Source organism: Affinirhizobium straminoryzae, from assembly GCF_007004135.1.
Classification (GTDB): Bacteria; Pseudomonadota; Alphaproteobacteria; order Rhizobiales; family Rhizobiaceae; genus Neorhizobium; species Neorhizobium straminoryzae.
Genome location: NZ_VJMG01000020.1, coordinates 1 through 12,651, shown reverse-complemented (window position 1 = coordinate 12,651; position 12,651 = coordinate 1). Strand labels below are relative to the sequence as shown.

Genomic DNA, 12,651 nt, shown 5'->3' with positions numbered 1-12,651 from the left:
ATAGCTTCCGCAGCACCCTCACGAGGCAAGTCAGATCAATCCAACATCCGCGATGCCCTGCCACTGCGGCGTTGGGCATGGTTGTAATATTCCGAGGCCTGCTGTACTGAGCGGTGTCTTGACTGCTCCATGGCCTCTGGCAGCGGAATACCGCGATTGGCCGCCTCTGTGAGATAGCCGGAGCGCAAGCCGTGTGCGGAAAACTCAGTGGGGTCCAGCCCGGCCATTGCAGCGCGTTGCTTGACGATATCGCTGATCGCCTTTGGATCCAGTGCGCGGTTGGAGACATTGCCCCAGCGATCGATCGCCCGGAACACACTGCCGCTTTCGATCCTGCCGGCCTCGAGCCAGGCATTCAGCGCATCGACGGGCCGGCCGGTGAGGTAGACAACCTCTTCGTTGTCGGCGCCGCTGGTCTTGGTGCGGCCGAGTTGAATGGACAGCGAGGGCAGGGGAAGGCCACCGTCGACAGAGATCGGTGGCTCGCGAACAAGCTGCTCCTTACGCAGCCCCGCCACTTCGCTGCGGCGCCTCCCACCGGAGGCAAAGGCAACCATCAGGATCGCCTTGTCCCTGACATCGCGCAGGTTGTTGGTTTGGCAGGTGGCGATCAGCTTGGAGAGCACATCACCCGTGACAGCCTTGGCGCTCTTGCGACGCTTCGGGCGTGGCGTTGCACGCACAGCCAGCCGGATGGCTGCTTTCAGGGCAGGGGAGGTGAACGAACCCTGCAGCCCACGCCATTTCGTGAGCGTCGACCAGGTTGCCAGCCGTCGGCGCACGGTATCGGGGGCATGGGGGCCGAATGATCGGAGAAACCCCTGGAGGCGAAGCTTGTCCTCGACCTCCGCCGGCATGCCGTGGCCCGGATCTGTCAGGCGTTTCTCAGGATCCCAGAGGTGATGGGCGACAAACTTCAACAGCAGCGCTTCGGGTGACGGCCAGGGCAGAGATCGGCCAGTAGATGCCAGCGACCAGGCCTGCAGATACGCGAGATCAGAGGTGAGCGCGCGCAGTGTATTGCCACCCATTCCCTCGTTGACGAGGTGGCGAAGGGTCTCGACATCCTGATCGGTCAGAAGCTCGGCGAGTTCGTCGCGCCGCTCCATTGGCAGGACGGCGGCGATCGTGTCCAATTCTTCCAGGCGCCGCGACACCAACTCGTTCGTCGACAGTGATACCGGTGGCTTTCGCATCATGGTGTGCTCCGCGGGCAATCCGCAGGTTTGCAAAAGTTCCGGAAAGCCCGTATATTCCGGAACAAAGGAGATCTGCCATGACGTCGACTGTGACAGCAGCTGCGGTTTCGAAGAACTTTGGCGCCTACCAGGATGCGGCCGTGCGAGAGCCGGTCATTATCACCAAGAACGGCCGGCCGCGCACGGTGCTCATGGCCTATGAGGATTACCTTCGTCTCGCCAAGCGGGACCGTCGGGTCGATCTGACGGTTGCGATCAGTGACGACGAGCTTGCCGCGATCGAGGCTTCGACGATGTAGCCTGGTTTTGATCATCTCAATGCTGAACTCCTGATGGACAAGAATGCTGCCGACTGAACCGAAGGTCGGCTGGGTCTTTCGCTATTCCTATCTCTGGCATTGGCAGCATCTGGACGGACGGGAAGAGGGTGACAAGGACCGCCCCGCTCTGGTGCTGGCCATTGTTGCGACGCTTGAGGACGGGACGCCGGCAGTCCGTGTCCTGCCAATCACGCACTCCCCACCGTCCGATCCCAGCGAAGCAATCGAAATCCCGGCTGCCACCAAGCGTCGCCTTGGTCTCGGTGACGAGCGATCCTGGATCGTGCTCACTGAAAGCAACCGCTTCGTATGGCCCGGGCCTGACATGCGCCCTGTTGACAGCGAGAGCGGATATCACGGGCCGCTGCCTCCAGCTTTGTTCGAGGAGGTGAAGTAGCGCTTTGTCGACGTGGCAATGAGCCAGCGGCACAAGGCGACCATCCGCAGCGATTGAGAAGATCCTCATCCGATTCTTGGCCCCAAGTTGGGCGCGTCCAACAGCTGTTCCCTCCGTGATTTGCCCTGATTCTAAGCCTTCAAAGGCGCCAAAGCAATCACTTACGATAAGGGTTACTTATCGATGGTTATAACCTCATCCCGCAATCATACCATGTGAGGAATCTTAATATACAAATAGCATTCGTATAACAAATCATTTACCATGATTTCAATGACTTATGATCTCGGGAAAATCAGCATAACAGCCCTGATGCGACCGGCTTTCGACGCCGGTGTCGCTCTCGCGCGTCTGGACGAGCGCATCGCCCGTTCGCCGGTCGGCGCCGGCTGGATCGAGCGCATGCATTTCGTCGACGCCTGCGCCTCGCTGTGGATCGATGGCGAACTCGTCCACCTCGAGGACCTCGTCCTCCACGACGCCACTCGCGACATCCGCACCCCGACCCACGAACTCACCATCGCCCGCGACGTGTTGCGCACCCGTCGGCGCATCGCCGCGCTGTCGCCGGATTGGGCTCTGTCCGCGGAGGGTATCCGAACTTTGCGACAGACGTCGGACATTCTGGCCGGCTCTGATACGTCTGCCCCAATCGACATCAACCGATCCGCGGTCGCCGCCGCTCCAGAAGGGGAGGGGGACAATGGTGATGACGCGGAGAATCTGCCCGGGCTCGACTACGCCGCTATCGATGCGTTGCTGGCCCGATCCGAGGCTGCGATCGCAGAGGCAAAGCGGCCCGGCCGGGCTGATAGCTCCGTACGAGATCCTCTCGTCTATGATCTCGACTGGGACGAGGATGCCCGGCTCGACGAATGGCGCAGTGTGCTGCGCCAGGCCGAATATCTGCCGGCGGTGCTACAGGCGATCGTCGCACTCGATGCCTGGAACGAGCTTTCCGTCCTTCAGTACGCGCCTTGGCTTGGTCGGCTCTTGGCCGCATCGATCCTACGCGAAGCCGGCATCACCACCGGCGCCCACCTCGCCACCATCAATCTTGGCCTCAAAACCATTCCCGTCGATCGGCGCCGGCATCGCGACCGGGAGACGCGGCTGCTTGCCATCGCTCACGGGCTTTTTGCGGCCGCCGAGATCGGGATGAAAGAACATGACCGGCTGACGTTGGCGAAAACGATGTTCGAACGAAAGCTGGGTGGGCGGCGGACGTCTTCAAAGCTGCCGGAGCTGGTCGAGCTTGTCATGGCAAAGCCATTGGTGTCGGCGGGGATGGTGGCGAAAACGCTCGACGTCACGCCGCAGGCGGCGCGGCGGATCGTTTTGGAGCTCGGCCTCAGGGAGATGACGGGGAGGGGGAGGTTTCGTGCGTGGGGAGTGCTGTAGTTTTGAGCGCTGCCCGGCCGAGGATGATCCAGCTATGAGGTTTAAACGCGTCGTGCGGGAGTAGCTCCGCCTTGGTTGCCCTAACAAACGGTTAGCGGGCTATTTCAGCCACAATCGGCATCCGAGTCGGACACCTATTGTGGGAGGCGATCGAGTCGCTGAATCAAACATAGAGCGCGGCCTTAGCTTTAACGCGTACAGCCCGCCGACATCATCTCCTTGATTTAAGGAAACGAGCACCAACATCGTACAGCGACACCAAGCCTGTTGTCACCGGAAGTCCCGCGAAAAGGAAGGTGTCTATTGCGTAAGTCCCGACTGCCTTGCTGGTAATGATTCCGATGTCTGTGTTTCTACTCTCCAGTTCCTCAGAAGCCGTAATGATCCCGGTGATATGTTCTATCCTCTGCTTTTGATCCAAATAGAACGCGACTTGGGAAATACTGACTGGCTCAGGACTGGAAAGCAGCCGCTTTGCCTGCGCCAGTGACCCGCCAAGAGCAAGCTCAGGCTTTTCGTCCGGCTTTGTCGTTGCAAAACTAAGTTGCTGCTCGCGTTTATAATAAGTGTAGTTGTGGGATGAAATACTGTCGCGGAAATTAGGGTGACTGAGAAAAGGCTCGACATTTTCTTCTTTTGCTGCAGCTAACACCAAGCCCAGGCCATGACCAATTCCGTATGGCTCCAATCGCCAGGCCTGATCAGGCCCCAGTGTGGTTTTACCAACGCGCTTGAGATACTTCTCAGTTTCTTCCTTCCCTGCCCGGATATCATATTCTGATGGAGGGCCGAGCATAATCGCCTCGGACAGGTGATTGATCTGGTTCTCCCGCTCCATCTCGACGGCAAGTTGTTCGTATTTGTAGAGGTCTTTGGGAACAACAATTCCTTTGTGAAGAGCCCAGCGCAATATCTTCGGGCCCGTCATATAGTGATTTGGGTCCAATTTCTCATCGAGACGAGGCACGCTTAGCGGATCGGCCTTAAACCTCCCGCTTTCGTCTGGAAGCAATGCAAACTTACTTTCTGTTCCAAAACCTGTGATGAAATCTTTTTCCTTAAAATGATCATAGCGCTGAGACACCCAGACTTCCGAATGTCTTATGTCGACTGACGCCAAGACGGCTATAAGCCGCGCGGGATCGAAAATCGTCGCGGCATCGATCATTATGGGTTTCATGTCTTTGGCTTTTACCTTCAAAATTCTTTCGTTCGGCGTCTAACAGGACTTGGTTAATGTAGTGCCAGTCACTAGCGCTATCTCGCCGCGCTCTCCCCTGTGACGCTATCAGATACTAAACTTCGCACGTAACGGCGCAGAAGAAGCCGTCCAAACTTGCGACTTGGTAGGTTCTCGATTGTGGAGGGCCATCACCGTGACGGGTCACCTCCCGGCAATGATCGCCTGATCGAAATCGCAGTGTACGTGCGATGTTCGCAAGGCCAACGAATAGCGGTCGAAACCCGAACCCATGTCCTTCCTCCCTCGGATACCTAGAGATGCCTTCGGAAAGAGCCAACTCAATCGCCCGACCGTGGTCAGATAACCTCGCGTACTCAGGGTTGGATTTGAGGCTCGAGAGGATGCCCACGCCGCGATCTGCGACAACGAATTCCAGTTTACGAGGCTCGACATGGAAGGCAATGTAACCAGTCTCGGGCCGTTGGCTATGATCCAGAATGTTTCCCATTAGCTCCGCGATGGCGGCTACGAATTTGCCGCTGTGGTCGACGGAGAAACCAGCTTGGACGCTAAGACGCTTTATCCGGTTCGCACCGTCGGTCCAAAGGGTATCGTTTGTGCCGATGGCCGTCATCGGAACAAACCCAAGTTGGGGTCCGTGTTCGAAAAACCAAGCCTGTTCGCGGTTTGCAAAACGGCGAAATTGCAGGCGATCGAGCCAGCTTGGGATTTCGGTCTCTCGGATATATTCCGGAAATAGGTGAGCGAGCTCGAGGAACGCGCCTAGGGATTGCACTTTAGTACGGGGAAGGTCTCCGGCTCCCACGGCACCACTTTGCAACGCTAACGAAATATCTTCGAGCAGATCGAAACTTAAAGTCTCTATGGGTCACCTATCGATCGCTGTAGGCGCTGACCGTAGAAACGTCCCCGTAAAAACAGCGCGCTCTCGCTGATGTTGTGCTCCAACATGTTGTCGACCTGGCTCGGATGGGTGGTTGTGGTTGACACCCAGTCCAGCGCGTTGTTGTTCATGCGTACTGCTCGTTGGCGCTTGATGGTTTTCATGTAGGCGGTGGTATCTATGTAAACAACGTTCCTGAAATACGGCCGCAACTGCGCGACGACATCTGGATCTCCTCTCACAACAATGTCGATAGGCCTATCGGCTGCTTGCGCGATTGCACGAAGACCTTGAATGTGAAATTCGCGTCTATCCTTCCTGCCACCGCCTGTGATGAATTCGTATGAAATCACCTGTATCTCGGGCCTTTCTCTAACGAACGCGGCCCACCGATCGAAATCTCGCAAAGTTCTCGAGTTTACATGTAGCGCGCACGCGATTCCATTTTCTTCAAATTCGCTCCACACAATCGCTATGCGCTTTATTGCATGGAGGTCGTCGGTTCGCGGCTTGTCCAGGACTAAGCTAAAATTTGGAGTTGTCACGAGCAGTATTTGCAGATCGCGAAGTTTCCGGATCAGCGAAATACGCTGCCTGCCGAGGGTCCACCACGGCTCTATATCCTCATCATGATCAACGCCGCTGAGTATGATCAACGCAGAATGATCGATCTTGAAAGCGGCGCACAGTTCTTCGCGTGTCGGATACCGGACAGTCGCGTCCGAAAACCTGACCACATCGCGAAGCCGTAACGCAAATATCTGACCTGTCGCTGCCCTGTTACGGCCCGTGCCATGGTATATTAGCGGCACGACATCGTGAGGTAGGTGCTTATAGTGACCAACTACACGTGAGACGTTGGCAAGGTCGAATCCAAGCACCTCCCGCTTCTGGTCCACATAGCGAGCGGGATTCTTGGCGCAGACGTTGGTGCATTCGTTGGGGCTTCCGCAGCATAGGTCCATGCAGTCGAGAATCGCGTCGCGAACTGAAAGACCACCGCAGAGTTCGATATTCGGACAGCTAGCACATCCAAGAGCCAGCGAGTAGCGGTAGGGGTCATCGGTAAGGGCTCGAAGCAAAACCTCATTGCTGCGGATATCTAGCAAAGCGACACCTCTGCCTTACCTGAAATTTTCATCACGCGGCGAACGACTGCTCCGGCACTGCCACCGGTTTTCGCAAGTGACTCCATTACGTCGGCACTCGGATTGTCATAGTTGCCGACCGCGACGTTATTCCGATGGGCCGTGACCGACGATTTAGTCGATTCTAACACCAGCCGATCACCTATCTCTACAATGGCCCCCTTTTTGAGGGTCAGCATTGCGCAGCGCGGCAAGTCGGCTGGCTGTTGTGTGAATAAATCCGGCGTTGCCAGCTCTACTCGCATACGATCGATATGTTTTGTAATGGTTTTGCGTGTACGAGTAAGAAATTCAATTCCCATGCATGCTCTCCATTAATAGAGGCCGGTAGAATTTAGATCTTCCTTTAGTGAACTCTCGAATGATTCCTCGCGACGCAAGGCTCGCCAGCCGATTGTTCCAAGCCGTAGTACCTTTAGTCTTTTCGCTCTCTCCGAACTGTTCCATCAAAGAGTTGGCATCGACCTCATCGAACTTCAAGACAAGGTCAAAGGTCATCTGTTGCTTTGGATCTAGGTTACCAAGGAGCTCAATATTTGTCGCATCTCCTTCATCCGAAAGCGTGCATGTAACAATCGCATCGTTCTTCGCACCGGCGATCACGGAAAGCTCGTCCCAAACCTCGGGATTCGCGTTAGCGATCACAGGATAAAATGAGGAATTTCTTGATCGCAGATAGGACTTCAGAGCGAAAACCGACTCACGAAGATAGCTAGCGGTGGCAACTTGTATCGAGCCAAAGTCGAGAAACAGAGGCTGGGGCGCGAGGGCCTCGTCCGGGATGGTTTTAATCATCTCTGCGAAAGCCACCTTCCCGTTCATTGCACCCGCAAGGACAGCGTCATCGGAAATCTGTATCAGGGGGATCCTCATTTAACTCATCCTTCTCACGTATTGCACATGAGATATATGAGGCTTCCTTGCTGAAGTCAAGGGTGTGTTTTTGGCAGAGGTCGTCGTCCCATATTAATCATAGAGATCGAAGGTCTCGGGCTCTCCGCTCCACGCAGAATAGAGATTTGAGCCATCCCAGTAGGATATTCTCCCGTCGTCGAGCTTTCGCTTCGCGCGCCACACAAGGTCCCCCTTGAGCCGCGAGATCGTCGAAGGTTCAAATTGAGGCACTTCCGTTCCCCTTTGGCCGTAGCCGTCGTCGGAGACCGTGCGATTGCCCAAGCCCATCAGAAGAGCAGCGTGTTTGGTTTCTTTGATAATAAGTGCGAAGTTGTTCATGGTGACGTTGTGGCCGAAGCTCGCATGCAGCACGCGCGGATCTCTTCGGTGGGCCACCTCCGATATGATCCGACCGACAGCTTCGGGCGAAACCAACGTAGATTTGTCCGCAACAATGCCTTGAGTGGCCTTCGCACACCAGTCCACGACGTTCCTCCGTTCGGCGAGTTCAATCGAGCCTGGAAAGCGAGCTGCGAATCGGCGGGCGACCGGAAGATAACTGGATGTCGTGACGAACATGGATTTGTTCGCGCCCTCGGCGATACCGATGCCGTAGAGAGCCGCGACGTTCGTCAGGTCGATCTTGTTTCCCACGGCGTATCGCTTGGCCTGGACGATCGTGAGAATGTCGCCGATAGGATTTTTCTGCCACAGCCGCAAGTCTATGCCGTTATCGGCAGTGCCAGGTCCAAGCTCGGCAGTAAAACCTTGGTTCTGAAAAATGCGAAATAGTAGCGTTTCGAAATCTCTCCAGTGGAGGCGATTGAGATCATCAGGTCTTCGGGCAAAGTGATCGTAAAGCTCCTGATAGACGTCGGCCGTATCTTCCGTGATGAGGCTGCAAACCCACCGCCAATGAAAGTATCGCGCAAACGCTGAAGATAGTGCTTCGCTCTCGGGATAGATGGCCATTGAGTAGCCATTGATGTTTTCATAGAAATAACCGCGCTGTTCGAGCAGTTCCCGGAAGCCGGGCTCGTTTCCTTCCGGGTCCTCGCCGTCGAGCACCGTGGAGAGGTCGCCACCGCAGATCAGCAAAGTCACCACGGGCGGGTCATGCGGCTCGCCATCTACGTGGTCGAGATAGGCCTTGAACCCACAATCAAACCAGAGTTCCTTCGATTCCGCCCAGGTTCGAATCGCCGTTTGCAGCGCTGCGATCTCTGCTTCTAGCTCGAGGTCGGACCATTGGCACCCGTCGACCAGGCCTTCTCCGACGGTGGAGGTCATGGTCCGGCATCCCTCAGCGAGTCGAGATATCCGTCCGATCCTGAGAAATAGCCCTCGAGGGCCTCCATGACGTCGGCGAGCGCTGACAAGTCCAACTCGTTATGAGCGATCGGAATTGGTTTGCCCTTAGTGTCAACGGGATATCTATAGGAAAATGACTTGGGATCGACTTTCGCGAACTCCGCGACGATCTCGGCAACGATTGGATCGGTTTGATCCGGGTCGTCATGGCCATAGCCGTCAAGTACTGTTGTTAGGGTCTTCCAGAGCTCGCCGAGATCGTGCGTTTTCCAGACTGCGTCGACCCCAACAGTAGGGCCGTAGGTCGCGATCAGATACTTAAGCGACAGCTCAATGAATTGGCGATAGTTGAAAATGATTGGGTAAACCAAAGACGCGCGATCGACTTCGTCGGCGACGGCTCTCTCCACCATAAGATCCGCTGCCTTCTTGTAGCCCGTCATCATCATCACGAGCCGTCCGTGACCATGGGGGTCAATATAGGCGTTGTCTTCCCAGTTCTCTGACTGCGTAAAAGGACGATCGCCAACTTTTGGCCAGCGGAACTCGCCGTTCAAAAGTGATTCAAAGGTCTTCTCCTTCGCCATTCTTGGGTCCTACTCGTAAATCTGGGCACCCGGGATCGCCACGGCCCCATCGTGAACAAAGGCGAGACTGAAACGCGCTCGCGTGGCGCCGACATACATCTTGGCCGCAGACTTCTCGACGTGGCTGATTTGGCCCGTGCTGAGCCACTTTTTGCCGAGACCGTGCGGAAAGATCATCACACGATCGAAGGTCAATCCTTTTGACTCGCCAAAATTCATAGCCGGAAGGTCGCGGCAGGCTGTCTTCTTGTCGAAGCGGAGGACCTGGGGCGCGAAGGTTGCCACGTAGGCATCGACTTGCGTGCTGGCGACGATGAACACGCCGTCATGGCCCGTTACGGCATCATTCAGAGACTTCGTGGTGGGCTCATTGGGAAAGAAGCGATCGCCGAGATCGGCGATGTGTTGGTGGCATCGGTGCGTGTGTTGCTCGTAGGTAAGCGCGGCCAGTCCGGCCTTTTCCCACGCTTTGAATTTATCAATTATTTTGATACCGCCGAAGGCCGAATTCTTTTTCCCTTGATTGGTCTTTAGCGTGGCCTGCCGATGATCGCCGACAAGTGTCAGCTTTATTCCTGCCTTGAGGATGAGTTCCAGGACGTCGATATCGTAGCCGGCCATGTCCTGGATTTCGTCCACGAAAATATGGTCGAAGCGCTGGGCAAGTCGGCGCATCACGGCGCCGCCAGTTTTGCGGTCACATTCGCAGATGAATTTCGAGATTTTGTCGGAATAGATAAGACGGCCGCCGGCGAAGTAATGTGCGGATGTGTTTGTCTCAGGGATATAGGGAACCGATCGACCTTCTTCCCATTGGAGGCCTTCGATGCGCCGGTCGTGCAGCACTCTCCTATAGGGCCGGGCCAGGTCGCGAAGGAGAAAGCTGAACCAGGTCATCACCTCGATGTTGTGTGGGATGGCGGGCCCCAAGCCGTAGAGCTTCCGTTCGATCTCTTTCGCGTTGTTGCGCGTATAGGTGACAAGGAGCGCGCGCTCTGTCCCCCTGACCGCCTCGCCAACGATGCGCGTGGTCTTGCCGCCGCCCGCGGCGCAGATAATGATCCGGTTAGCTGACGGCACTGGCGATGTACCCCGGGACGTTCCAGGCTTCCGCTGTCGTGAAGAACTTCAGCGCGGTATCTGCTTTGTTATCTCTCATGTAGTTCAGCAGGGCAGCGTCGGAGGCGAACGTTTTGCCGAGTACCTTCTCGATTGCCACCTTTCCATTTGCCTTGAGGAGCTGAGGTTCGAGCGTCGGGAATTGTTCGTCGCCATCATAAAGAATGCTGATCTTTGGCTTGCCCACGTAGTCGACGTACTTTGCCGTCAGGGCTGCAATGTTGCCATCATTGTCCGTCACGACCGCAACGGTGCGATCGAGAAGCACGGCGATTTCGAGGAAGCGCTTGAAGGCAAGCGAGTTGACCGAGATTACGTCGACGCCCGCCTCGAGGGGCATTTTGCCATGCTGCTTCACGTAAGCGGCTTGAACGATCAGCTCATCGGATGGCCCTTCGACCAAAATGGCCCGCTTCGCCAAGATGAGGCGCAGCGTATCGTGGCCCGGCAGACGCATGAAGTAGTCCTGCGTCCCAGTGGTCAAGGCGTTGAGCCGTATCGATTTGCCATGGTGAAACAACACAACCGATTCCACCCCGAGCTTATTGAGGACGAAGCTGCTGTGCGTAGTGACAATGAGCTGGCGGCTGCCGCGTCGTTGGGCAATGTGGCCTATAAGTTCATTGAGGTTCGAGAAGGATAGATGGTTCTCGGCCTCCTCGATCAAGATCAAGTGAGAGTCGGCCGACGATTCCATCGCGAGCTTTATCTTGATCGCATTTTGCTCGCCTTTGCCCACGAGCGGCAGAGGTACCTCATCGAGGTGGGGCATGACGCCAGCTTCCCAAGTCGCCCGGGAAGACGTATCGAGCGAAACAGAGAGCGCCTTGTCTGAAATCTCTCCTTTCTTTTTAGCGAGGGCCTCGTTGACGCCCTTGACCTTGGCGTTGTCGAGAAATGCGTCCTTCATCATGCGATAGGAGAGCGCAAGGTCGACCTTCTGTTCTTTGTTGAGACTATCGCGCATAATATCCACGACATAGCGGCTTGCCGCCGCATTGTTTCGAATGGTGCTGGCGTCAATAAAAGCGGGCTTCATAGGGACAGAGCGTGAGGTCACCAGGTCGTTGTCTGCGAACCCACGCCATTTGACGACGTAATATTCAATCGGGAGGGTTCGAATAAGCGTCGGATCGGCGACGTATGACTTGAACTCTTCGGCATATTCCTGATTGAATTCAATCGAGAGTGCGACGCCGGGTGCGTCGATCCCGAGGGTGTTGTTGGTGCCCTTGAGCCTCGAGAGAACCGGATCGTCATGGAAATAGAGTTCGATAAGGATCGCTGGCGGGGCAGCGGGTGCCTTTGCGATTAGTGCTGCAATGTATTCCGTCACCGTCGCTGCGTTAAAAAGGTGCGGATGAAGCTCGGTCTGTATTGGCCTGCCATTAAGCTGACCTGTCAGGGCCAGATGAATTGCCTCCAGCAGTGTTGATTTCCCGCTCTCGTTGTCTCCGACGATAATATTGAGGTCAGGATTTAAGGTGACATCCGCGGTTTTTAGACACCTGTAGTTAGTAATGAGCACTCGCGAAATGTACAACGCATCCTCCCAGTGAATAGCCCCAAAACCACACCGTCGAGGTTGCAGAAAGATTAGTCGAAGATCGCGTTTCGGTCTACTTTGTGTGGAGTGGATCAAGGCTCGCAGAGCATCAAAGTTGTTGAGATCGGAGAAAGCATGCGCGAGCTGCCGCAGTGGGAGTTTGATATCTATGCACTGTCGCTGCCACGGGGCCATGGCTTCGGTGACCGGGAGCCTACGGCCGCATGGATCACTGACGACGGGGGTACATGCGGAATTGTCACGATCGATGGGGAAGATGGACCGTTCAGTTTCTTGGTGATGCGCCGACGCGTTGACTCAGTCTGGGTCACCACAGCCGAGGCGGACGGGTTTCGATCGTTACGAGAGGCAAGGCTCGCGATCGAGCCGATGATGATTGAAGGGCAAGCACCCGAGCCGATGAAGCCGGGCGTCATCATGCGGCCTGGACTTTTTGATCTGCAGGGTCGTGAACCAAGCGATGTCTTCAATGTGCTGGCTCGTCCGTCGCATCATCCTGCTGCCTGGGCGTTAAATCAACTCTATCTTGCTCTTCCCAGACCGGATCGAAATTGGGTCAGTGATTGCCAAACGGTCAACTTCCACACGCGGATATGGGAAGTGGCCTGCTGCCGGTTTCTT

Annotated in this window: 12 protein-coding genes and 1 pseudogene; 4 read left to right on the top strand and 9 right to left on the bottom strand. The window is 55.9% G+C overall.

Annotated features, from left to right (window positions below):
* Nucleotides 1-35: 35 nt before the first annotated feature.
* A complete protein-coding gene (locus FNA46_RS08750) occupies nucleotides 36-1,199 on the bottom strand; it encodes a site-specific integrase (protein WP_246102963.1) in 1,164 nt (387 codons plus the stop codon).
* 77 nt (nucleotides 1,200-1,276) lie between these two features.
* On the opposite strand from FNA46_RS08750, the gene FNA46_RS08745 reads away from it, so the two are divergent.
* From FNA46_RS08745 to FNA46_RS08735, 3 genes are all read left to right on the top strand, one after another.
* Entirely contained in the window at nucleotides 1,277-1,498 is a 222-nt protein-coding gene (locus tag FNA46_RS08745; protein ID WP_143124811.1) for a type II toxin-antitoxin system Phd/YefM family antitoxin, read from the top strand.
* Nucleotides 1,499-1,541: 43 nt separating this feature from the next.
* On the top strand, nucleotides 1,542-1,916 hold the full coding sequence (locus FNA46_RS08740) for a plasmid maintenance toxin (PemK-like) (protein WP_143124810.1): 375 nt from the start codon (nucleotides 1,542-1,544) through the stop codon (nucleotides 1,914-1,916).
* 264 nt (nucleotides 1,917-2,180) lie between these two features.
* A complete protein-coding gene (locus tag FNA46_RS08735) occupies nucleotides 2,181-3,317 on the top strand; it encodes an RHE_PE00001 family protein (RefSeq protein WP_185969778.1) in 1,137 nt (378 codons plus the stop codon).
* 211 nt (nucleotides 3,318-3,528) lie between these two features.
* Here FNA46_RS08735 and FNA46_RS08730 read toward each other — a convergent pair whose 3' ends face one another.
* From FNA46_RS08730 to FNA46_RS08695, 8 genes are all read right to left on the bottom strand, one after another.
* Complete coding sequence (locus FNA46_RS08730; protein ID WP_143124809.1) at nucleotides 3,529-4,485, bottom strand: hypothetical protein; 957 nt, start codon at nucleotides 4,483-4,485, stop codon at nucleotides 3,529-3,531.
* Between the two features lie 897 nt (nucleotides 4,486-5,382).
* Nucleotides 5,383-6,513, bottom strand: coding sequence for a DUF4417 domain-containing protein (locus tag FNA46_RS08725; protein ID WP_143124808.1), 1,131 nt, complete (start codon nucleotides 6,511-6,513; stop codon nucleotides 5,383-5,385).
* Nucleotides 6,507-6,854 (bottom strand): hypothetical protein, encoded by a 348-nt coding sequence (locus tag FNA46_RS08720; RefSeq protein WP_143124807.1) that lies wholly within the window; start codon nucleotides 6,852-6,854, stop codon nucleotides 6,507-6,509. Before FNA46_RS08720 ends, FNA46_RS08725 begins: the two co-directional genes overlap by 7 nt.
* Nucleotides 6,844-7,425, bottom strand: a complete 582-nt coding sequence (locus tag FNA46_RS08715; RefSeq protein ID WP_143124806.1) for a hypothetical protein — start codon at nucleotides 7,423-7,425, stop codon at nucleotides 6,844-6,846. Before FNA46_RS08715 ends, FNA46_RS08720 begins: the two co-directional genes overlap by 11 nt.
* Nucleotides 7,426-7,518: 93 nt before the next feature.
* The gene (locus FNA46_RS08710) at nucleotides 7,519-8,736 is read right to left on the bottom strand and encodes a restriction endonuclease (protein WP_143124805.1); all 1,218 of its coding nucleotides are present in this window, start codon (nucleotides 8,734-8,736) and stop codon (nucleotides 7,519-7,521) included.
* Complete coding sequence (locus FNA46_RS08705; protein WP_143124804.1) at nucleotides 8,733-9,344, bottom strand: hypothetical protein; 612 nt, start codon at nucleotides 9,342-9,344, stop codon at nucleotides 8,733-8,735. Before FNA46_RS08705 ends, FNA46_RS08710 begins: the two co-directional genes overlap by 4 nt.
* 9 nt (nucleotides 9,345-9,353) lie before the next feature.
* Entirely contained in the window at nucleotides 9,354-10,424 is a 1,071-nt protein-coding gene (locus tag FNA46_RS08700; protein WP_143124803.1) for a UvrD-helicase domain-containing protein, read from the bottom strand.
* On the bottom strand, nucleotides 10,411-12,006 hold the full coding sequence (locus FNA46_RS08695; RefSeq protein ID WP_143124802.1) for an ATP-dependent nuclease: 1,596 nt from the start codon (nucleotides 12,004-12,006) through the stop codon (nucleotides 10,411-10,413). The genes FNA46_RS08700 and FNA46_RS08695 overlap by 14 nt, the downstream gene beginning before the upstream one ends.
* Before the next feature lie 138 nt (nucleotides 12,007-12,144).
* On the opposite strand from FNA46_RS08695, the pseudogene FNA46_RS08690 reads away from it, so the two are divergent.
* Nucleotides 12,145-12,651 (top strand): annotated as a pseudogene (locus FNA46_RS08690) (hypothetical protein); the annotation flags it as partial.

What these genes read in the sequence shown, in the direction of transcription:
- FNA46_RS08750 (WP_246102963.1), bottom strand. Translation starts at nt 1,199, where the DNA reads ATGATGCGAAAGCCACCGGTATCACTGTCGACGAACGAGTTGGTGTCG.
- FNA46_RS08745 (WP_143124811.1), top strand. Translation starts at nt 1,277, where the DNA reads ATGACGTCGACTGTGACAGCAGCTGCGGTTTCGAAGAACTTTGGCGCC.
- FNA46_RS08740 (WP_143124810.1), top strand. Translation starts at nt 1,542, where the DNA reads ATGCTGCCGACTGAACCGAAGGTCGGCTGGGTCTTTCGCTATTCCTAT.
- FNA46_RS08735 (WP_185969778.1), top strand. Translation starts at nt 2,181, where the DNA reads ATGATTTCAATGACTTATGATCTCGGGAAAATCAGCATAACAGCCCTG.
- FNA46_RS08730 (WP_143124809.1), bottom strand. Translation starts at nt 4,485, where the DNA reads ATGATCGATGCCGCGACGATTTTCGATCCCGCGCGGCTTATAGCCGTC.
- FNA46_RS08720 (WP_143124807.1), bottom strand. Translation starts at nt 6,854, where the DNA reads ATGGGAATTGAATTTCTTACTCGTACACGCAAAACCATTACAAAACAT.
- FNA46_RS08715 (WP_143124806.1), bottom strand. Translation starts at nt 7,425, where the DNA reads ATGAGGATCCCCCTGATACAGATTTCCGATGACGCTGTCCTTGCGGGT.
- FNA46_RS08710 (WP_143124805.1), bottom strand. Translation starts at nt 8,736, where the DNA reads ATGACCTCCACCGTCGGAGAAGGCCTGGTCGACGGGTGCCAATGGTCC.
- FNA46_RS08705 (WP_143124804.1), bottom strand. Translation starts at nt 9,344, where the DNA reads ATGGCGAAGGAGAAGACCTTTGAATCACTTTTGAACGGCGAGTTCCGC.